The following is a 21,577-nucleotide window of genomic DNA, read 5'->3' as shown; positions in this document are numbered from 1 at the left end:
CGCTCTATATCTTGAAGGAGGGGGGATGCCATGCCTCGCAAACGCTTCATGAACAAACAGATCACCTTTGCCCTGCGGCAAGCGGAGAACGGCGCGAAGGTGGACGAGGTCTGCCGGAAGATCGGCGTATCCGAGCCGACCTTTGATCGCTGGAAGAAGCAGTTCGTCGGCATGGGCGTGCCGGAGATCCGACGGCTCAAGCCACTGGAGGACGGGAACAGCAAGCTGAAGCGGCTGGTCGCCGATCTGACGCCGGACCGCTCCATGCTGCGGAACGTCCTCAAACGAAAGTGGTGAGGCCTGCCGCTCGCCGTGAGGTCGTTGGTCAGCTGCAGGGGGCATACGAAATTAGCGGGCGTCGGGCCTGTCTGGCTACCGGCTTCGGCCGTTCGTCCCAGCGCGACAGGAAGCGCTTGGACCTTCAGGCGGGTTTGCGCATGCGGCTGACGGAATTGGCTGCCGCACGGGTGCGCTACGGCTACCGGCGGCGGCACATCCTGTTGCGACGGGAGGGCTGGGAGGTGAACCATCAGCGCGCCGACCGGATCTACCGCGACGAGGGGCTCTCGATCCGGTCCAAGATGCCTAAGCGCAAGCGAGCCCGGCGCTCTAGCTAGGGACGACCGGCGATCGGTGGAGCCAACGAGGTCTGGGCCATGGACTTCATGTCCGACTGCCTGTTCAACGGGCGTCCGTTCCGGATCCTGACGGTGGTCGATTGCCACACGCGAGAGGCGCTCTCACTGATACCAAGAGCCAACTTCCGCACCTTCCAGGCGACCGAGGCTCTGGACGCCTTGGTCGGGCTGCGAGGTTGGCCCAAGAGCCTGCGGGTGGATACTGGACCGGAGTTCGCCGGGCGCATGCTCGACCGATGGGCCTCCCTGAACGGGGTCGAGATCGACTTCTCCCGACCGGGCAAGCCGACCGACAACGCCTGTATCGAAGCGTTCAACGGCCGTCTTCGAGTGGAGTGCTTGAACGCCTCGTGGTTTCTGTCGCTGACAGATGGCCGTGAGCGCATTGATGACTGGAGGTGCCACTCCAACGAAGATCGACCTCACACGGCCTTGAGCTGATTGACGCCTCGAGCCTTCGTCGAACAAGCTGTCATAGCCCGATAACTTGCATGGGCCGTGGAATACAAACCGGGGCAACTCCAAATGCCCGAAAAACTTGCGCTCAGCGCGGATCAGTTTGGTGGGTCAGGGTCAGCTCCCTCGTAGCTCACAACTTCGGACCGGATGAGCGCCTCGGCGACGCTCTTCTTCGGCAGGGCTTCCTCGCGGCGCCGAGGCTGTCCTTCCGTTAGGGCATGCAAAAGAAAGACAGTCATCCAAGTTACTGCGCACGCTCATAAGGTTTGAGCATGCCACCGCATCACATGCATCCGACCCAGCGGCACGGAAGGCCACCGCAGAGGCGCGGATGGCTGCAGGCATTGCGATCGCATCGTTGTGGACAATAGAGAACGAATTGAATTTTATTATCTGAGAGTCGGCACAATTTCGCATCTCTTAGGCAGCCGGACACCGGCGATTGGCACTCGATGTTGAAAACAAACGTGCCGATTTGCAGGATTACTTTCGAATTCGCTTCGTTCATAACGAGAGCGAATTCGCGAGGCGACGTTGCAGGTTATCCCGATAGACGATCTTTCAGTCTGGGACGCGGCGGTGTGGGCGCATGCAAGCGGCACAATCTTCGCAACCGCGGGCTGGGGTACCTACAAGGCGCGATGTGGCGCGGACATCGCCCGCCTAGGCGTCTCCGACGAGAATGGCGATCTACTTGGCTTAGCGCAGATGCAGATCCGCGCTCGCGGCCCCGCGCGGCAGATATACATCCAGGGTGGGCCGCTCCTGACCGACAAGGGTGAACGTCATGGCGAGGCCGTCATGCGCGCGCTTCTCACATACCTTGCGCTCGGGCCGCTCGATCTCATGATCGTCGATCCCGCACGAGCGGAGAGCCCTGGCGCGGTGCTCGGTCTCCTGGCAGCCGGCTTCGCGCCCGTCACCGCGGCTGGTCGCCATACCCTCGAGGTGGATCTCACCCACGGTCTCGAGAAGGTGCAGGCTGAGATGGAACAACGATGGCGCAAGGCTTTGCGAAAGGCCCAGCGCAACACAGAGCTCAGCTTGCACTTCCTCGATACAGTGACCGAGCGGCTCGCCGCCTTCGATGCTTTTGCGGAGATGTACAAGGCTCTGAAGCTACGGAAGGGCTTCTCGAACAACTTCGACGCTTCCGCTTATCGCGACCTCGCAGCAAACGATCCGCATCTCGTTATGCTGGATGTCCGAGATGGTGGCGAGCGGTGCTTGGTCCGCATCGCGCATGTGAGCCGCAATCGCCTCACCGATTTTTTCACCGCCTCGACCGAGCGAGCCAAAGTGAACGCTGCCGCCTACTTAGCAGTGTGGGGCTTCATCTGCCGTGGGGCAGAGGAGGGCTGCCGAGTGTTCGATTTTGGCGGGATCGATCCGGCGAACAATCGCGGTGTTTATGATTTCAAGCGCGGACTGACCCGCAACGTCGTTCCAAGCAGCTCACTTTGGCTCTACAGCCGCACCCGCACCGTCAGGGCGGTAGCCGGGACTTTGCTGTCAAGATGAGCACGCTCTCGGTTCCTCGATTACTATCAGCACAGCACCTCAACAATTGCTCTTAAATGGCCACGGACAGCAAGGCATTAACATCGTGACGTTCGCAATCTTGCTGGCAAGAGCTGCTTCATTGCTGAAAGGGCTGTCATCGCGTGCGTCGGGAGAGCCGATCTATCTGCGTCGAGTCAGCAAGACGATCCGATGGGACTGGTCGATGTGCTAAAGGTTCACGGTGCATCGAGCCCAGCAATCGAACCCAAATCAAGGCCACCTCTGACTCGTCGTATTGCGTGATGATCGGATATCCAGCGGGAACGCACCAAACTGCCGCCTTCGCCTCAAAGTGGGAGTTCGGAAGGTCCAGTTTAAGGCAGCGGGTCGGGCCTCAGCTGACACTGGAACCATGATAGAGTTCAACTTCTTATTGGGCGCGAAACCAGTTCAACATGCCCTAGCTCCTCAGAATATCACCGGTATAGGCGGATGTGGCGGTGTCTCATGAAACATTCGCCTGATGATCAGGCACACGGCGATGTCTAGGATCCCTAGTCCCACCGACTTGTGCAGGACGAACCGGGTGCCCTCGTTTGCCGCCTCCGGCGACAGGCTTGTGGCGCCCTAGGCCAATGACAGCACCGCGAGCACGAGGAGCGTCGCGGGCCAGTGCATGACCGACGCGACGCCACCTGAGCAATAGAATTACGAGGCGGTTGGGTTGGACATGACGGCCCAACGGGATCCCAACTGACTCCATCGGGTCGGTGCGGCGGCGAGTCCCTCGTGGCACGCCACCGGCATGCTCTCGGGACAGGCATGGCCAGTGCACGCGTCAGGTTGTCGACTGCGACTCGGCCAGATGCTGTTCGATCAGGTCATCGAAGCGCGCATCGCCCTTGAAACCTAGATCGAGCGCGCGGCGTGTGTTGAAAGCCTCCGGCCAAGTCTCGACGATCGCCTGGATCGCCGGGTTCGGCTCGCGCCGGATCAGCGCCACCGCCGCGTCGCCGCCCACCCGGCGCAGGGCCTCGATTTCGTCGGCCACCGTGGCCGAGAGGCCGGGCATCGTCAGGCTTCGGCGCAAGCCCAGGGGACTGAGGTCGATGCGGGCGGCGTGCAGGAGGTACTCGGTGGCCGAGCGCGGGCTCGCGAACCAGTGGCGTACAGTGTCGGGAACCGGAAGGATGGCCTCCTGGCCGGCCAGCGGCTCCCGGATGATGCCCGAGAAGAACCCGGAGGCCGCCTTGTTCGGCTTGCCCGGCCGGACGCAGATGGTGGGCAAGCGAAGTCCGATGCCGTCGAAGAAGCCACGCCGCGTATAGTCGGCGAGGAGCAGCTCGCCCATGGCCTTCTGCGTGCCGTAGGAGGTGGCCGGCGTGAGGATCATATCGTCAGGAATGACGCCCGGCAGCGGCGGCCCGAACACGGCCAACGACGAGGTGAAGATCACCCGTGGGCGATAGCCCTCGGCGACATGGGCATGCCGGATTGCATCGAACAAGAGGCGCGTTGCGTCGAGGTTGACCCGGTAGCCCTTTTCCAAATCGGCCTCGGCCTCGCCCGAGACGATTGCCGCGAGGTGGAAGATCACGTCCGGTCGGCCGATCAGCGCGGCTTCCGCCGCGCCTGGACTCGAGAGGTCGGCGGCCGCCGTGACGACCGAGCCAGCGAAGCCCGCCGGCGCCGTCGGCTCCACCACGTCGACGAGCGTGAGGGCGCGGGCATCGCCCTGCGCGGCGAGAGCATCGGCAAGACGCCGGCCGATCATGCCGGCGGCGCCGAGGATTAGGGCATGCATGGATTGTCTTCCTCCAGAACGGGATTCAGAGCATCAGGTCGAGGGCGCGGGCGAAGAAGTCGCGACCGCCGAAATTGCCCGATTTGAGGGCGAGCAGCATCGGATCGCCCTGTCCCAGGGTCCGCAGCACCGGCACCCCGGCGGCGATCTCCGGCCCGAGTTGGAAAGCCCTCAGCCCGAGCCGGTCCACGACGGCCCCCGAGGTCTCGCCACCCGCCACCACGAGACGGCGCACACCGCGCGCATTGAGGCCCTCGGCGATGCGGGCCAGTGCGTCTTCGAGGGCATGGCCGACCCGGTCGCCGCCGTAGCGGGCCTGGAGCGCCCGCACGGTCTCGGGTTCGGCGCTGCTGGCAATGAGGATGGGGCCGGTCCCCACGCGTTCGCCGGCCCAGGCCAGGGCGGCCTCGATCTCGGCATCGCCCGCGAGCACCCGCTCGGGGTCGAGGCGACGCACAGGCATCACGGCTTCGGCCGCCGCGATCTGGCCGAGGGTCGCCTGGGAACAACTGCCGGCCAGGCAGGCGGCAAGCCCCCCGACCGGGGCGCCGACATCGGCGGCGCTGTCCGGCGCACAGGCGCGCCCGGCCGCGACCAGGGCGCGGGCGAGACCGAGGCCGAGGCCCGAGGCGCCCACCGAGACCCGATGGGCGAGGGCTGCCCTGCCGAGGGTTTCGAGGTCGGCCTCCGTCACGGCGTCGGCGATGGCGGCGCCCACGCCCTCGGCGGCGAGCGCGTCGAGGCGCTTGGCCACCGCCTCGTGGCCCCGGACCACAGTGGCGAAATCCACCAGCCCCACGGGCGAAGCGCTCTGGCGCGCCAGCACCCGCACGAGGTTGGCGTCCCGCATCGGATTGAGGGGATGGTCCTTGAGCGGGCTCTCGTTCAGCGGGACCGCGCCGACGAAGAGATTGCCTTGGTAGACCGTGCGCCCCGTCTCCGGGAAGGCGGGAGTGACGAGGGCGATGGCTTCACCGGCCTCGCCGCGCAGGGCGTCCATGACGGGACCGATATTGCCCGCGTCGGTGGAGTCGAACGTCGAGCAGATCTTGAACAGGACGTGGGCGGCGCCGCGTCGGCGCAACCAAGCCTCCGCCGCGCGGGAGCGCGACACGGCCTCTCCGACCGGGATGGAGCGGGTCTTGAGGGCGACGACGACGGCGTCGATACCGGCCAGATCCAGATCGTCGGCGGGGATGCCGATGGTCTGCACCGTGCGCAGACCGCCCTTGGTGAGCGTGTTGGCGAGGTCCGAGGCGCCAGTATAGTCGTCGGCCACCGATCCGAGGGCGAGGCTCATCGGCCGACCTCCCCGCTCTGCGCGGCGCGATAGGGCTCGAACCAGCCGAGGCCTGCCTCCGTGCCGGCGGCCGGGTTGTACTCGCAGCCGACGAAGCCCGCGTAGCCGAGGCGGTCGAGTTCGGCAAACAGGAAAGCGTCGTTCATTTCGCCCGTGCCGGGTTCGTTCCGGGCCGGGACGCTGGCCGTTTGGACGTGACCGATCATCGGCATCAGGTCGCGCAGGCGGGTCGTCACGTCCCCGTGCAGAATCTGGCAGTGATAGAGGTCGAACTGCAGTTTCAGGTTCGGCAGCGCCAGCTCCGTGATCAGGCGGGCGGCGGCGCCGAAGTCGTTGAGGAAATAGCCCGGCATGTTGCGGGCGTTGATCGGCTCCAGCACCAGATCGAGGCCTTCGCGCCCGACGCGCTCGGCCGTCCAGGCCACGGCCCGGCGATAGGCCTTCCTCGCCTCGGGATCGTCCGCCGCGGCCATGCCGGCCATGAGGTGGAGCCGGGCGACGCCGGTCGCCTCGGCGTAGGTCAGCCCGGTCTCGACGCCCGCCTGCAATTCGGCGAAGCGGTCCGGCAGGGCGGCAAGGCCGCGCTCGCCCGCCGCCCAGTCGCCCGGCGGCAGGTTGAACAGCGCCTGGGTCAGCCCGTACCGCGCCAGGCGCTCGGTGATGGCCTCGGGCGGATGGTCGTAGGGAAACAGGAATTCGACCGCGGTGAAGCCCGCCGCAGCGGCGGCGGCGAAGCGGTCGAGGAACGGCCGCTCCGTGAACATGAGCGTGAGGTTGGCAGCGAAGCGCGGCATGGGCGCGGTCTCCCTTCAGTCCTTCGGCGACGGCAGGACGGCGCCGGCCACCTGCGCGTAGAGGCGGGCCACGGAGGCGTCGTCGTCCCGGCCCATGCCGGAGCCCGAGGCCATCAGGAACATCTGCAGCGCGGCGGCGGCCACCGGCACGGGGTATTTCTCGGCCCGCGCCATGTCCTGCACGATGCCAAGATCCTTGACGAAGATGTCGACGGCGCTCTTGGGGCTGTAATCGCCCTCCAGCACGTGCGGCATCCGGTTCTCGAACATCCAAGAATTACCGGCCGACGCCGTGATCACCTCATAGACCTTGTGCAGATCGAGGCCTTGCTTGGCGGCAAAGCTCATCGCCTCGCTGGCCGCGGCGATGTGAACCCCGGCAAGCAGTTGGTTGATCATCTTGAAGGCGGCGCCCTGCCCAGCCGCATCGCCGAGTTCATAGAGCTTGCCCGCCATGGCCTCGAGCGCCGGCCGGGCCGCGTCGAAGGCGGCTTTGGTGCCGGAGGCCAGGAAGGTCAGTTCGCCCTCCGCCGCTCGGGCGGCCCCACCGCTCATCGGCGCATCGAGGTAGTGGCGCCCCGTCTCTTCGAGTCGGGCCGCGAGGCGCCGGGCGATGGCCGGGTCCATGGTCGCGGAGGACACGAACACGGTGCCCGGCGGCATCGCGGCGGCGGCTCCCTCGGGGCCAAACAGGACGGCCTCCGTCTGTGCCGCGTTCACGACGACGCAGACCACGACGTCGGCACCGTTCGCGGCCTGGGCCGGGGTCGCGACCCCGCGCCCGCCCGCAGCTTCAAAGCGGGTCACCGCCTCCGGATCGACGTCGCAGGCGGTGACCGAGAATCCCGCCCGCAGGAGCGAGCCGGCCATGCCGGCGCCCATCGACCCGAGGCCGATCACCGCAACGCGACCTGTCTGAGGGGTGATACTCATCGTGTAGGATCCATTCTCTGAGATCGAAGCAGCGAGATTGGCGGTCTCGCCGCCGCGGACGGGGTATCCCTTGCAGCCGCGGGGGCCAGGCAGGGCGACGGTCGAAAGACGCGCTAGCGGTTCACGAGCCGCTTCGGCGTCAGGAACACGCAGACGGCGCCGACCACCAGCATCCCGGCCAGGGCGTACATGCCGGCCGCCGTGCTACCCGTGGAATCTCGCAGCGTCCCGATCACGTAGGGGCTGGCGAAGCCCGCGAGGTTGCCGACCGAGTTGATCAGCGCGATGCCAGCCGCCGCGCCGGTACCGGTGAGGAAGGCGGTCGGGAGCGACCAGAACAGCGGCGCGCAGGTCAGCACGCCGCCCGCCGCGACCGAGAGGGCTGCCACCGCGACGACGGTGCTGCCGGTGCTCGCCGCGACGATGAAGCCAACCGAGCCGAAGAGCGCCGGCACGATCAGATGCCAGCGGCGCTCACGCATCCGGTCGGCGCTGCGGCCGAGCAGGATCATCACGAGGACGGCAAACAGGAACGGGATCGCGCTGACGAGACCGATGTTGAAATTGCCTTGGATCCCGGAGGCTTTGACGATCGTCGGCATCCAGAACGTCAGGCCGTACTGTCCGGTGACGAACGCGAAGTAGATCAGGCTCATGAACCAGATCCGTCCGTTGCGGAACACGCTGGTGATCGAGTGCGGGCTCTCGACCTTGCTCGCGCGCTCGGCCGCAATGTCGCGCTCGATCACCGCCTTCTCGGCCGGAGAGAGCCACGCCGCGTCGGCCGGGCGGTTGTCGAGGTAGAGGAACACGGCCACGCCCACGAGCACGGCGGGAATGGCCTCGATCAGGAACATCCACTGCCAGCCGGAGAGGCCGTAGGTCCCGTTGAAGGCATCCATGATCCAGCCCGAGAGCGGGTTGCCGAAGATGCCGGAGACAGGAATCGCGGACATGAACACTGCGATCACCCGCGCGCGGCGATGGGAGGGAAACCACGCCGTCACGTAGAGGATCACGCCCGGATAGAAGCCTGCCTCGGCCAACCCCAGCAGGAAGCGCATGATGTAGAACGAGGTCGCCGAGTTCACGAACATGAACGCCCCAGAAATGATCCCCCAGGTGATCATGATCCGGGCGATCCAGACCCGAGCACCGACCCGGTCCAGGATCACGTTCGAGGGCACCTCGAACAGGAAGTAGCCCACGAAGAACAGGCCTGCGCCGAAGCCGTAGACCGTGTCGCTGAACTGCAGCTCCTGCGACATCTGAAGCTTGGCGAAACCGACGTTCACCCGGTCCAGGTAGGCGATCACGTAGCAAAGCATCAGGAACGGCACGAGGCGCCAGAACACCTTCGTGTAGGTCTGCTCGACGAATTCGTTCGGCGGCGCGGCGGCCCCCGAGAGTGCGGCGGCTGGCGTGGTCATGGGCGTTCTCCCGGCTGCCCGTCCAGGCGGGCGGCCTATCGGCACCACTCGAAGTGGCAGTGCTCGAATCGATACGTATGATGTTTTGGCAGCGCTGCCAATTTATATTTGGCAGCGCTGCCAAAATCGGTTGTGATAGGCAGGCCCGGTTGTTATGCAGAACCTCAGCCGGAGGGAGCAGGCATGACCCTTCACCAGGTGCCGGGCCGCCTCGTGACGATCGCCGATGTCGCCCGCGAAGCGCAGGTCGGCGAGAGCACGGTCTCCCGCGTTCTGCGCGGCCAGGGTTCCTACTCGAAGCGGGCAGGCGAGCGTGTGCTGGAGGCGGCCGCCCGGCTCGGCTACGTTCCGAACCGGCTCGCCGGCTCTCTCGCGGGCAACGCCGATTCGGTCGGCTCGCAACTCGTCGGGGTCGTGATCCCGTCGCTCACCAACATCGTTTTTCCCGATCTGCTCCGCGGGCTTACCGGTGATCTGGATACCACCGGCTTCCAGAGCGTCATCGGGGTGAGCGACTACGATCCCGCCCGCGAGGAGACGCTGGTCGAAAGCCTCCTGTCCTGGCGCCCGTCCGCCCTCGTGCTGACCGGGCTGGAGCACACGGCGCTGACGGTGACCCGTCTGCGAGCCGCCGGCATCCGGATCGTCGAGATGATCGACACGGATGGGCCGGGTCTCGATATCGTCGTAGGTTTCTCAAACCGCGCCGTGGGGCATGCCAGCGCCCGTCATCTGATCGAGCGCGGCTACCGGCGCATCGGCTATGTCGGGCACGACTTGAGCCGGGATTTGCGAGCCGCGAAGCGGTTCGCCGGTTTCGAGGCGGCACTCCGCGAAGCAGGGCTCAGCCTGCACAGCCAGGAACTCGTGTTCGATCGTTCGTCAGCCGCCGTCGGCCGCGCGGCTCTGGAGGCGCTGATGGCGCGGGCGCCGGACACGGACGCGGTCTATTTCTCGAACGACGACATGGCGCTCGGCGGCTATTTCGGCTGCCTCGGACGCAGTTGGGCCGTGCCCGGGCGCGTCGCCCTGTTCGGCTGCCACGCCCTCGACATCACGGCCGCGATGCCGCAGCCGCTCTCCACGATTCGGACGCCACGCCTGGAGATCGGCCGTGCGGCGGCCCGGAGCCTCGCCGACGGCGCGCTCGCGGGGACGATCGATCTCGGCTTCGAACTCTGTCAGGGGGCAACCGCATGAGGACTTCGGAATGAGCAGCTCGGACGGCAAGCTGCGCGAGGAGATCTGCCGCTACGGCCGCTCGCTCTTCGAGCGGGGTCTGACGCCGGGCTCGTCGGGCAACATCTCGGTCCGTCTCGACGACGGCGGCTGGCTGGTCACGCCGACGAACGCCTCGCTCGGCTTCCTCGATCCGGCCCGGATCGCCCGGCTCGATGCGGCGGGCCACCTCCTATCCGGCGACAAGCCGACGAAGGAGATTCCGCTTCACGCCGCCCTCTACGAGAGCCGGACCGAAGCACGGGCAATCGTGCATCTGCACTCGACCCATGCGGTGGCGGTGTCGATGCTGCCGGAAATCGATCCACGGGCGGTGCTGCCCCCGTTGACGCCCTACTACGTGATGCGGACCGGCGGCACGGCCCTGGTCCCGTATTTCCGACCGGGCGACCCGGCCGTCGCGGACGCGATCCGTGGGCTCGCCGGGCGCTACAGTGCGGTGCTGCTGGCCAATCACGGTCCGGTGGTAGCGGGCGACAGCCTGGAAGGCGCGGTCTTCGCAACGGAAGAACTGGAGGAGACAGCCCGGCTCTACCTGCTTCTGCGCAATCTCAATCCCCGCGCGCTCTCACCGGCCCAGGTCGACGACCTCGTGGCACATTTCGGCCTGACGCTGCCGGATCACCGCGGTGATTGCGGATGATCCGGCGCGGTCCGCGCGGGAGGAACGCGCGCAGGGCGCTCCCGAATGGCCGGCAGACGGTCTGCGCGTCGTGGCGCTGCCGTGGGGACCAAAGCCGAAGACGTCATCCATTCGAGCGAGTTTCGGCTGACATCCTCGCCGTGGGCTCAAGATAAAACCAAATACAACAAGATAAACAACGGGAGGAATATCATGCGCACGAATATGGCCGTTGCCGGCGTGCTCGGCTACGCACTGTGCCTCACACCTGCACAGGCACGCATCACGAGAATCGACATTGCCTCAGTCGAGCCATTCGCGGACGGCGCCGAGTTCGGAACCGCCGGGAGCTACGAGCGTGTGATCGGCACGGCCCGCGGCGAGCTCGATCCGTCCGATCCTGCGAATGCCGGCATTGTCGACATCGCGCTGGCGCCCCGCAACGCCCGCGGCATGGTCGAATACAAGACCGACCTGTTCATCCTTCGCCCGAAGGATCCCGCGCGTGGGAACGGCACGCTGCTGTTCGAAGTGCTGAATCGCGGCCGCAAGTTCCTGTTCAACTGGGTTCTCGATGCGCCCGCCCAGGCGGTTCAAGCCGTCAACGACCCAAAATCCGCGGCCGATGCCGGGACCGGTCTCGTCCTGCGTCGCGGCTACACCCTGGTCTGGTCGGGTTGGGAGGCGGACGCGCTGCGCCAGCAGGGCGGCATGGCGATCGATGTGCCGGTGGCGACCCGCTTCGGCCAGCCCATCGTCGAGACCGTGCGGGACCAGCTCGTGAGCGCCACACGCGGTCCGCCGGAAGCGCCGTTTTTCCTCACCTTCAAGACGGCGAGCCCGGACAAGGACAATGCCCGCCTCACGGTTCGGCGCCGGGAATCCGATCCGCCGCGACCGGTGCCCGCCGAGGCATGGCACTACGCCACGCCGCGCCAGATCGAGTTGCTGCCCAAGGGCACCAAGCCGCTGCCCGGCTCACTCTACGAGTTCACCTATCAAGCCACCGAGCCGAAGGTGCTCGGCATCGGTTTTGCCGCCACGCGGGACGTGGTGGCGCATCTGCGGACTGAGGCCTCTGGCGATGCCAACCCGGCCGGAGGCAGCATCAAGCAGACCCTCGCGCTCGGCATCTCGCAGAGTGGGCGCTACCTGCGTGATTTCATCCAGCAGGGCTTCAATCGCGACGAGGCTGGGCGGCGCGTGTTCGACGGCGTCCTGTCGCACATCGCCGGCGTGGGCGGGGTGTTCCTCAACGCCCGCTTCGGCCAGCCGTCGCGCACCAACACGCAGCACGAGGATCACCTCTACCCGGAGAACGCGTTTCCGTTCTCGGCCGCGGCCCAGCACGATCCGGTCACGGGGCGGACGGGCACGATTCTGCGCGGCGACGGCTTCGATCCCCTCCTGATCGAGATGAACACCGGCACCGAGTACTGGCAGAAGGGCGCTTCCCTCCTGACCACGGATCCGATCGGACGCCGCGACGTCGCGCTGCCGGACACGGCGCGGGCCTATCTCGTGTCGAGCGGCTTCCATTACGGGCGCGCCGGCATGACCTCGACCAAGGGCCCCTGCGCGAACGAGCGCAGCACGCTGAACCCCGCACCCGCGATCCGGGCGCTGCTCGTCGCACTCGAAGAGTGGGTGAAGGAGGGCAAGGCCCCGCCGGAAAGCCGCGTGCCACGCATCTCGGACGGGACGCTGGTCGAGGCGGCTGAGATCGGCTTTCCGTTCATGGTCGGCGTGCCCGTGCCGACGGCACCGAACGCCATCGCCCGGTTCGGCACCTACGTCGATCCGCGCCCCGAGGCTGGGCCGCAGTACCGGCCGCTGGTCCCGCGGGTCGATGCGGATGGCAACGACGTGGCGGGCATCCGCCTGCCCGCCATCGCCGCCCCCCGCGCGACCTATACGGGCTGGAATCTCTACGCCGATCCGTTCCCGGCCGGCGCTCTGTGCGACCGGGAGGGCAGCCAGATCCCGTTCTCGCCCAAGCAGGCCGACCGGATCGCGAAGGGTGATCCCAGGCCCTCGATCGAGGAGCGCTATCCGGATGCGAACGCCTACGTCGCCGCCGTCACGAAATCGGTCGATGCACTCGTCGCCGATCGCCTGCTCCTGCGCGAGGACGGCGACCACATGATTGAGGCCGCCCGGCCGCGAACCCCGTAACGGTTTTCTGCAGCCGAGCAGGCATTCACCAATTGCCTGTTCGGCTATGCGTCCGAAGCGACGCGAGGCTTGGACGCGCGAAGCGCGGCTACGGTCTCCTTGCCGAAATACAACGCCCCTCCCAAAGTCTGGATCGGGTTATGAGCTGCTTAGGCAGTCTAGTAAATTTCACTGAGAATACCAAAACCATTAGGAGCGCGAAATGCGCGATTTTTACTTCATTTGTTGAATGCTTTCCTAAAAAATATCTCGTTGTAGAGCTATGTACCGAATTTTAATAGATAAAATTTTCGATATGTATTGATTTGCCGAGCGTCAGGTCGGCAACCGCCCTGCGAAACCTGCGGTTCTCGCGCTGTAGATCCTTCATCCGTCGGACCTGACTGGTCTTCAGACCACCAATCTCCTAACGCCAGCGTTTCGTAGGTAACCTCCAGCACAGCCAGCGTACGGATTACCTAGGTCACGCTCTGGGCCTGCGCGATCAACACGTCCGCCTGCTGCAGCTTGGCGACGACATTCTCCGGCTGGTGCCACTACGTTCCCGACTGTCTCACCTTGTCTTGGCCCGCAGGCCATGCCGCAGGGCGGACCACTCACAGGGGGCGAATTAACTGCAATCCGACCAAACGGAGAGGCTTCCACTGAAGTGGAAATGCTTGCGATGCTGCGGATATTAGGGGCGATCGCGTGCGGGTGGCGACAGGCGATATGGCTTCGGCGCGCTACCATGCGTAGCTGCTGATCACCGAGGATTCGGCAGCGTTGCGGCGTGGAAATCAGTCCACCGATACGAACAAAAGTCGATGCTCGGATGTTACGTATGAAAACTTAGATCGTAACGCTCCATTTCCAATCAGCTGAACGGAACAGCCTCAGCGCAGGCCGTAAACCGTATTGAGATGCGGCATGTCGCAAGGCCAAGGCGCCGGTGCCCCAACGTTGAATCGGAAAATGCAGTCTCGGCTGGCAAATCTCACACACTAATTGCCTTTCAACCAAATGCATCATTTGATCGTTATGTAGCCTCTCGCCTGCCGCACGATGATCTGTAAGTTGAAAACGCAGAGCATCTACGCTTTTGGCACTCACTCGTTGGCCTCGTTGGGCAATCTGAGGGGGCGTCAATTAGCTATTTTGCCAAGTCCGACATACGGGGAGGGGTAGTCATGCCGCAGTTTACCTACAACTTCAGCGATCCCGCCGGCAGTAGCTTCACGGTTACGACAGAAGACAATACGACCGTATTCACGTCCCCGAGCGGGCAACAGGCTGAGGGATTTGCAATCACGGGGATCAGTGGCACATTCAACGGCCAAGAGATTACTGGCCTGTCAGGCCCGGCCGGTTTCAGTCAAAGTGACACCGATGCAAATGGCGGCGGAGCGTCCGGACCTTTCAATAACATCATTTTCATCAACGACACGCAGGCCGAATTCGGCACAAGCTCGCGCGGAGTCGATTCGAACGGTATCGGGTTCCGAACCGCAACGACTGACTATGGTGTCTTCACCGACGGAACCGAGTTTCGCTATCAGGCAAACGGGAACCCGACACCTGCTACTCTCTCCTCCACGAACGCCCCCTGTTTTGTCACGGGCACGATGATCCGTACGACTCGGGGTGAAGTGGCAGTGGAGGATCTGCGTGTGGGGGATCTGGCCGTTACCGCTTCAGGGGCGGTGCGTCCGATCACCTGGATCGGTCACCGCGAGGTTGCCTCCGCGAGCGGTTCAATCTGTTTCAGTCATCAGCCGGTGCGTGTGCGCGCCAACGCGTTCGGTCGCGGCCTTCCTGTGCGGGATCTTCGCTTGTCGCCGGGCCATCCCGTTCTCGTCGGTGCGGATGCGGACAACGAAGGGGGTTACCTCGTCCCCGTGATGTGCCTCATCAACGGTACGACGATCGCGCGCGAACCGGTTTCTTCGGTGACCTATTGGCATGTCGAACTCGAATGCCATGATATCCTGCTAGCCGAAGGCCTTGCTGCAGAAAGCTACCTGGATGGAGGCGAACGCGCTTTCTTCGAGGAAGCCTCCGACCATGCCCTCCACAATCCGGACTTCGTTGTTCCGGGCTGGGATGCTCGGTGCCGCCCGGTCGCGGTGGATGGGCCCGTGGTCGAGGCCGAGCGGGCTCGTCTTGCTGGGGTCTTCGCCGGAAGCCTCACCGCCGATTGCGCATGGGAAGACGCCACGCGCTTTCCTTGGCTCGCTGCCTGAGACAGCACGCGCCGGAGGCCGGGTCGTGAGACCCGGCTTCCCTCCTTGAACACCGTTCCAAACCGTCGAGCGGCGGACGAGCGGCAACTCAGGACAAAGCTGAAACGTGTGCCGTTCGTGCGGGGTGCAGAAACGGGCAGCACGAAAATCGACAAAGGTGTGGTCATGCGCAAGAGCGACAAGCTTCACACCGTTCCATTCAAAGCCCTCGATACTGGGGCTTCAAGGCAGACCCAATTCAACGGGTTGGGCGATATGGCAGGAGAATTTGCCGGGTTCGGCCGGGCCTGACTGTCGAGACTGTTTTTCCCGCGATCCATTGCCAAACCTGAATGTCGCTCACAAGCTTGGCTGAGTGGACGAAGGCGAAAAAAGTCATTGAATTCGCCACGCATGGTTTTGATGTTATATTGATCTCATACGCTTTGACCGTGATCATATCGGGCAGATAATAGAAATTATCTGCACTCGTCAGCCAATCCGATGCCGACGAGGCCTCTGCCAACTGGCCATAACTTTGCAATGATGCGCTCAATAGATGCGCGCAACATTGTCTCAAGCTCAAAGAATATTATATCGTTTGAAGTAATTCGAGGAATCCCTCCGATTTGGGCTCTGCCTGTAGGATGGGCGGACTCGAACACCATGGCTGCCACGCGAAGGGTGGTGCGAACGGCCGCGCCCTTATGGTTCTGGGGACTGCCGGTCACTACGATGTCGCCGGGTATGAGCCGGGGCATCAACACTCAATCGACTCCGGTTTGGAAGGCTACACGGTCGATTGGCCTGCGGAACACGAGCGAGGTCGTGAATTAAATAAAACGCAAATTTATTATAAAGTTGTTTGTTTCCAGGCCTGCGAACAAATTTTGCTGGCTCAGGAAAGTCGCGATCACATCATTGTGACTTGGTACGGGGGCGAACAAATATTGATTTTCAGCCATCTTGCAGCCGGAAACTGCTCAGGTTTCGGTTGCAAGCGGGGGAGCGATGTCTGTCGATGCGGCGACGAAGGGCCATTTGATGGACTTAACTGCGAGTATTGTCGGCAATTATGTGTCCAACAACACAATTGCGACGATACAAATGTCTGAATTTATATTGAATATTTATGCAACCTTGGCTTCGATTGTGCAAAGTGATCCAGCCTTAGCAAAGCCCAATACGCCGAGCAAACCGACCAAAACTCAAATCCAAACTTCGATTACCCCAGAGGCGATTATTATTTTTATCGATGGCAAACCATACAAGTCGCTCAAACCGCATCTCAATGCGAATGGGTATAATGCCGATTCATACCGCGATCACTACGGCCTACCGTCTGACTACCCAATGGTTTCTCCACACTATTCTGCGAAGCGTTCGAAAATTCGAACCAAAATAAAAACTCGGTAGTATGCTTTTAATACAATATTCGAATAATTTTTATTGCATAGCCCAATAAATACCGAGCCAATTGTCAAATGTCTATGCCGTAATGTAATTTATATTTACGATCTAAATGCGCAAAGAATTCTCAAACGGTGAATTATCGTCATATTTGAAGCACCTGCGGTGAATTCGAAGTCGTCAGCAAACCGTAACGCTTCAAACCTAATGGAAGGCGACGACACTTTCAAACGTTGTTCAACGCTCCAGCATGCTCTCAAGATTCAGGAGCGGCTCCGAAAAGTCGCTCCCAGGTTCTCTATTGAGCCGTTGCTATCCTACAATCAGGTTTCGACTTTTTCGGCAACGGCGTTTAAGCGATAAGACAGTTGAAGTCGAGTTCCGTCAGAAATCTACGGACGCCGACAGGATGAAAGTTCGGGGCGCACCGACGGCGAGGAACCCGCGTGCGGCGGACGCCCAATATTTCTCGTCGAACACATTCTTGACCGTGGCCCGCAGGACCACCGGCTTACCGTTGACGCCCTCGAACGTGTAACGCAGTCCCGCATCAAACCGCGTCCAGTCCGGCACTGTCTGTTTGTTGGCCTGATCGAAGTACACCCCACTCGTGTAGATCGCCCGGCCCGTCAAGGTGAGCCCCGGCGCCAACCACGGCGGCAGGTCGAGTTCGCCGTAGAGGTTGAATGTCGTGCTGGGGACACCGGGCGCGATATTGCCATTGAAGTCCGGTACCCCGTTCTTGTCCTTGTCCTCGGTGTTGACCAGCCTCGCATCGATGAAGGTCACGCCGCCGAGCAGCCTCACGCCGGGCAGGGGCTCTCCGAACAGGTTGAGTTCGAGGCCACGGTTCCTCTGAAGACCGCTGACGGTGAAGGTTCCGGCATCGTTGAACGCGTTCGGCTGCTCGATTTCGAACAGTGCGGCCGTGACGGCATAGGTGCCGAAATCGTACTTCGCACCGATCTCCTTCTGCTGACTCACGACAGGGGGAAACACTTGACCTGGATTGGAGACGCCCGTGCTCGGTGCAATTGGTCCTTCCGTGAGAGCCTCGATGTAATTGCCGTAGAAGGAGAGATTGTCGAACGGGCGGAACACCAGGGTGATGGCCGGGCTAAACCGGCTTTCGAGATAGTTGGTCGAGAGGCTCCCCTGAGTTGCGACCGGTCGGGTGACGTAGCTCTTCAGCCCGACCTCTTGATAGCGGCCGCCCAAGGTTAGGAGGAAGCGATCATCGCCACCGAAGGAGAGCGTATCGGCCACGGCGACGCTCCGAACGGTGAGGTCGTTGAAGAGCGGTTGCTGGCCGGATCGCGGAAGGCCGAAAGTGGCGACCGAACCGAATGGAAGATAGTTCGGCTCGTAGATATTTGTCGTGAAACTTGGGAGTTTTGGAGGGAAGTATCCTCTCGAGTAATTCTTATTATTGACTTCGGTGGCGGAGACACTGAGCTGATGGCCGATGAAGTCGGTCTGGAAATTGGAGCGGAGGCCCACTTCCCCGGTCAGTCCATGCAATTGAATGGGGGCGATAGCGAACGTGTTGGTCGCCCGCCCGTTCGAGTTCGTGATCAGATAGTACGAGCTGAGGGAATCCTCGCTGTAGCGACTGATACCTCCCGCTGCGTAGAGCGTGGTATCGGGCGTCAGGTCATATTCGACGCGACCCACCGCCATATTGTATCGGCTATCGTTGAATTCGAAGCTGCTCGCGGTGTTGCGCCGATTGGCGGGATTGCGGGGGATGCGGATATCCGCCACCGCTGAATTGAAAAGGGATGTCGGGGCGGTGATGTTCTGCCGGCTATGCACCAGATCGAGCGAGGCCCGGACCCGCTCGCCGCGATAGTCGAGTCCGAGCGCTGCGACCCCGACCTCGATCTCGTTCTTGTCGAGCGCTGTGGCTCCGTTCCGGTACGCACCGTTGAAGCGCACGCCCCACTCCTTGAACGTGCCGAAGCGTCGGCCAAGGTCGGCATGCGTCCAGATCTGCGCGTCGCTGATATACGTGGTCGTGAGCCGGGCGAGGGGCTCGTCGAGGGCACGCTTGGGAACGAGATTGATCGTACCGCCGATCCGGCCGATGCCGCCGCTCAGAAGGGCTGTGGGCCCGAGCAACACTTCGACCCGCTCGATCCCCTCGACGAAATGGCGACGTGGGCTGACGAGGTAGAACAACCCGTCGAAGGCGGTATCGAGATTGGTCACCGAGTAACCGCGGATGAAGTAGGAGTCCCGCTCGCTGAAGGCCGGCGCATCACTGCGGACGGAAGGATTGTTCAGCGTGACGTCGCCGATGGATTGGGCCTCCTGATCCCGGATCAATTTCTCAGTATAGCCGGTGACGCTGAACGGCGTCGTGAGCACCGAGCGGTTGCCGAGCATGCCGAGGCGGGTCCCCGTGGCGACCTGCCCGCCGGCATAGGGCGCGGGCGGCTGACCGATGGTGCCGGACCGAGGCGGCTGACCAGCTGAGACCGTGTTGCGGCCTCGGGCATCGCCTTCGACCCGCAATTCATCGAGTCGCACCGAGCCGACCGGGTCCGGGCCGAGTTGGGCGTAGCGCGGATTGACCAAGGTGATCGTCGTCGCGCCGGCCGGCCGATAGGTCAAACCCGTCCCCTTCAGCAGCTTGGCCAGCGCATCGATGGGGGAGAACTCACCGTCGAGGCCCTCGGTCTCCAACGTTGCCGTCAATTCGGTCGGGTAGACCAGTTTCACGCCCGCCTGCTCGGTGAAGGCGACGAGGCCGTTCTCCAACGGTCCCTTGGGGATGGTCAGATGGACGCTGCTCCGCTCCCCAACGAGGCGCTCGGCCGGCGGGCTGGGTTGGGCCGCGACCGCCTGAGCCATCGCCCCAAACGACACGCCAGCGAGGGCGATCGCCGCCACCCGGCTCCGTGAAATTCTCCTGATCTGCGCTGCCATGTTCTTGCCCCTTGATCGGTCGGGGCGGGCGTTTCGCGCGCTCTTGCCCCGTTACGGACCAAGATCAACGAGCTCGCGATCTCCTGACGTCGGCGGCAGAATTTTTTCGCGCTCCCTCAGAAAGGCGCGCCGACCAGGACCAGCAACGGAGATACGCGATGGAGGGAGACCCCCATCGTGGCAGCAATCACCGCAAGGGCGTCGTCCGTGTCACGGGTGTCGAACGCTCCGGTCACACGCCGCTCACCGAGGCGGCGGTCGAGGAGGAGGATACGCCCATGGCGATAGCGACCGAGTTCAGTCAAAACCGCGGAGAGCGGCTGACCGGCGAAGAGAAGCCGATTCTCACGCCAAGCCATGCTGCGCTCAACATTCGCTGCGGCTGCGGTCAGGGAGGCGTCGCTACCGCGGTGAACGGCTTCGCCGGCCGATACCAGCGAGCGGCGACCCGCCTCGCCGACTTCGACACGGCCCTCTGCGACGCCGACCGGCTGATCGGTGCCGTCGGCGCGCACGAAGAAGCGCGTCCCCACGGCCCGCGCGCTCAATCCTCCGGCCTCGACCGTGAAGGGTCTGCGAGGATCCGACACAACATCGAAGCTGGCCTCGCCGCGGAGCAGCGAGATCCGGCGCTCTTGGGGCGTGAAGCGGATGATCAGAGCCGTATCGGTATTGAGGTCGATGCGGCTGCCGTCGGGAAGCGTCGCGTGCGTGATCTCGCCAACACCGCTCCAGAGATCGGCCCGCAGCCGATCCACGAGACCGTACCGATCGGCCAATATCCCACCGAGCGCGGCGGCGAGAGCGATGCCGGATACGGTTTTGGTCACCCGTCGTCTGAGCAGCCGTCGTGCGGCTTTGTCGGAGCCGGACTTGGCTTCGGGCAGCTGCCCGAGCCTGTGCCAAAGGGCGTCCATCTCGTCGTAGGCATCCGCGTGCAGCGGATCGGCCGAGCGCCAGACTTCGAACGCGGCCCGGTCGGCCTCGGTCGCGTCCGCTGACGACAGACGGGCGACCCACCCGGCGGCCTCCTCGAAGACCGGATCGTCGGATTCGACGCCGCTCCCTTCGGTCTGCTCGTTGCCGGCCACGGCCGTTCCCCCGGTTCGCGCCGTCTGCCAGGCGATGCGCTTCCCTGCTTTAGATCAACGAAGCACCGAACTCCTGAGGCCTTGCGTTTAAAAAAATTCCGATTGCCGAGTTCGGCAGTGCAGAAGCGCCTTGATGAGGTGCTTCTCGACCATGTTTCGCGAGATGCCCAGGCGAATCGCGATCTCCCCATTCGCCATGCTCTCGAAACGGCTCAGCAGAAACACCTCACGGCAGCGCGGCGGCAACTCGTCGATGGCGGAGGCAAGACGCCTCAATTCCTGACGGGCGATCACCTGCCGTTCCGGAACAGCCAAGCCGTCGACGGCGTCCGCGAGATCCACCTCACCGTTGTCGCTGAAGAGGCAACGTTCGAGCCGATGGCGGTTGCGCGTTCGCAACGCGACATTTCGGGCGATCCGAAAGAGGAGCGCCGAGGGATGCTCGACATGGGTGCGCGACAAGGCCGCGATCATGCGCAGGTAGGTTTCCTGCGTCGCATCGGCGGCATCGACGGGGTCGCCCAGCATGCGCAGGAGGAAGCGCTGCAGCTTCAACCCTTCCCGGCGATGAAGAGCATCGACCGATACTCCGCTCATGACTCCAATCCTGTCGGTGACGGACCTCCTGGCCGCTCAACGCCGTGACGCATCGCTGATCGTCAGACAAGACAGCTCAAATCATACCCGGATTTTAGGGCGCTTCTAAACACGGCAAGCTTCTAAGATAAGATGCTGAGCGCAATATAGGAAATAGTTTGATTTGAATTGATCAGAATTGCCGCGGCCCAAAATCCGTTTGCTCTTTCCGGAACAGTTGCGTTTTTGCGACAGGCATAGACCACAGCTTCACAATCTGGAATATATAAATTGTACACCGAATAGAAACCATCAATTTATGCTGTATTCAATGTTAGGCATGCGCATTCGATCTATCACAAGCCTTAATCAATGCGATTCAAAAAATATTCATATCGACATATTTCTGTACTTAAGCGTGTTGATCAAAGTTACATTGATGTTAACTTGATACACTGCGCAACCAACCTG

General features: G+C 63.1%; 15 protein-coding genes and 2 pseudogenes. 8 read left to right on the top strand and 9 right to left on the bottom strand.

The genetic code is table 11. From position 1 onward, the window contains the following. Positions 1 to 30 precede the first annotated feature (30 nt). Positions 31 to 1,079: pseudogene (locus tag OWC43_RS19920) on the top strand (IS3 family transposase). A 552-nt stretch (positions 1,080 to 1,631) separates the two neighbouring features. Then, entirely contained in the window at positions 1,632 to 2,618 is a 987-nt protein-coding gene (locus OWC43_RS19915; protein ID WP_393957999.1) for a lipid II:glycine glycyltransferase FemX, read from the top strand. Between the two features lie 820 nt (positions 2,619 to 3,438). Here OWC43_RS19915 and denD read toward each other — a convergent pair. From denD to OWC43_RS19890, 5 genes are all read right to left on the bottom strand, one after another. Then, positions 3,439 to 4,404, bottom strand: a complete 966-nt coding sequence (denD, locus tag OWC43_RS19910) for a D-erythronate dehydrogenase (protein WP_393957998.1) — start codon at positions 4,402 to 4,404, stop codon at positions 3,439 to 3,441. A 25-nt stretch (positions 4,405 to 4,429) separates the two neighbouring features. Beyond that, positions 4,430 to 5,704 carry a 3-oxo-tetronate kinase gene (otnK, locus tag OWC43_RS19905; RefSeq protein WP_393957997.1) on the bottom strand — a complete coding sequence of 425 codons (1,275 nt, stop codon included), beginning with the start codon at positions 5,702 to 5,704 and terminating at the stop codon, positions 4,430 to 4,432. Further along, complete coding sequence (gene otnI, locus OWC43_RS19900) at positions 5,701 to 6,498, bottom strand: 2-oxo-tetronate isomerase (RefSeq protein ID WP_393957996.1); 798 nt, start codon at positions 6,496 to 6,498, stop codon at positions 5,701 to 5,703. Before otnI ends, otnK begins: the two co-directional genes overlap by 4 nt. 15 nt (positions 6,499 to 6,513) lie before the next feature. Then, positions 6,514 to 7,431, bottom strand: a complete 918-nt coding sequence (gene ltnD, locus OWC43_RS19895) for an L-threonate dehydrogenase (protein WP_393957995.1) — start codon at positions 7,429 to 7,431, stop codon at positions 6,514 to 6,516. A gap of 113 nt (positions 7,432 to 7,544) precedes the next feature. Beyond that, positions 7,545 to 8,861: an MFS transporter gene (locus tag OWC43_RS19890; protein WP_137828863.1), complete on the bottom strand. Its 1,317-nt coding sequence runs from the start codon at positions 8,859 to 8,861 to the stop codon at positions 7,545 to 7,547. Between the two features lie 183 nt (positions 8,862 to 9,044). Here OWC43_RS19890 and OWC43_RS19885 point away from each other — a divergent pair, with 183 nt between their 5' ends. The 3 genes from OWC43_RS19885 to OWC43_RS19875 all read left to right on the top strand — a co-directional run bounded on the left by OWC43_RS19885 (position 9,045) and on the right by OWC43_RS19875 (position 12,897). Further along, positions 9,045 to 10,061, top strand: a complete 1,017-nt coding sequence (locus tag OWC43_RS19885; protein WP_393957994.1) for a LacI family DNA-binding transcriptional regulator — start codon at positions 9,045 to 9,047, stop codon at positions 10,059 to 10,061. Positions 10,062 to 10,071: 10 nt separating this feature from the next. Continuing rightward, positions 10,072 to 10,743, top strand: a complete 672-nt coding sequence (locus OWC43_RS19880) for an aldolase (RefSeq protein WP_137828861.1) — start codon at positions 10,072 to 10,074, stop codon at positions 10,741 to 10,743. A gap of 192 nt (positions 10,744 to 10,935) precedes the next feature. Then, positions 10,936 to 12,897, top strand: a complete 1,962-nt coding sequence (locus OWC43_RS19875; RefSeq protein ID WP_238308079.1) for an alpha/beta hydrolase domain-containing protein — start codon at positions 10,936 to 10,938, stop codon at positions 12,895 to 12,897. Positions 12,898 to 13,195: 298 nt separating this feature from the next. Here the strand turns inward: OWC43_RS19875 and OWC43_RS19870 are convergent. Further along, positions 13,196 to 13,403: pseudogene (locus OWC43_RS19870) on the bottom strand (transposase); the annotation flags it as partial. Between the two features lie 663 nt (positions 13,404 to 14,066). On the opposite strand from OWC43_RS19870, the gene OWC43_RS19865 reads away from it, so the two are divergent. From OWC43_RS19865 to OWC43_RS19855, 3 genes are all read left to right on the top strand, one after another. Continuing rightward, complete coding sequence (locus OWC43_RS19865) at positions 14,067 to 15,119, top strand: Hint domain-containing protein (protein ID WP_393957993.1); 1,053 nt, start codon at positions 14,067 to 14,069, stop codon at positions 15,117 to 15,119. Between the two features lie 45 nt (positions 15,120 to 15,164). Then, the gene (locus tag OWC43_RS19860) at positions 15,165 to 15,410 is read left to right on the top strand and encodes a hypothetical protein (RefSeq protein ID WP_393957992.1); all 246 of its coding nucleotides are present in this window, start codon (positions 15,165 to 15,167) and stop codon (positions 15,408 to 15,410) included. A 699-nt stretch (positions 15,411 to 16,109) separates the two neighbouring features. Further along, positions 16,110 to 16,514, top strand: coding sequence for a MucR family transcriptional regulator (locus OWC43_RS19855; protein ID WP_393957991.1), 405 nt, complete (start codon positions 16,110 to 16,112; stop codon positions 16,512 to 16,514). A 378-nt stretch (positions 16,515 to 16,892) separates the two neighbouring features. Here OWC43_RS19855 and OWC43_RS19850 read toward each other — a convergent pair whose 3' ends face one another. The 3 genes from OWC43_RS19850 to OWC43_RS19840 form a co-directional block, all read right to left on the bottom strand. Beyond that, positions 16,893 to 19,439, bottom strand: a complete 2,547-nt coding sequence (locus OWC43_RS19850; protein ID WP_393957990.1) for a TonB-dependent siderophore receptor — start codon at positions 19,437 to 19,439, stop codon at positions 16,893 to 16,895. Between the two features lie 116 nt (positions 19,440 to 19,555). Then, positions 19,556 to 20,530, bottom strand: coding sequence for a FecR family protein (locus tag OWC43_RS19845; RefSeq protein WP_393957988.1), 975 nt, complete (start codon positions 20,528 to 20,530; stop codon positions 19,556 to 19,558). Between the two features lie 87 nt (positions 20,531 to 20,617). Next, positions 20,618 to 21,127 carry an RNA polymerase sigma factor gene (locus OWC43_RS19840; protein WP_393957986.1) on the bottom strand — a complete coding sequence of 170 codons (510 nt, stop codon included), beginning with the start codon at positions 21,125 to 21,127 and terminating at the stop codon, positions 20,618 to 20,620. Between the last annotated feature and the right edge of the window lie 450 nt (positions 21,128 to 21,577).

Source organism: Methylorubrum sp. POS3, from assembly GCF_043352485.1.
Lineage (GTDB): Bacteria > Pseudomonadota > Alphaproteobacteria > Rhizobiales > Beijerinckiaceae > Methylobacterium > Methylobacterium suomiense.
This window is presented reverse-complemented; position numbering and strand designations above follow the sequence as displayed.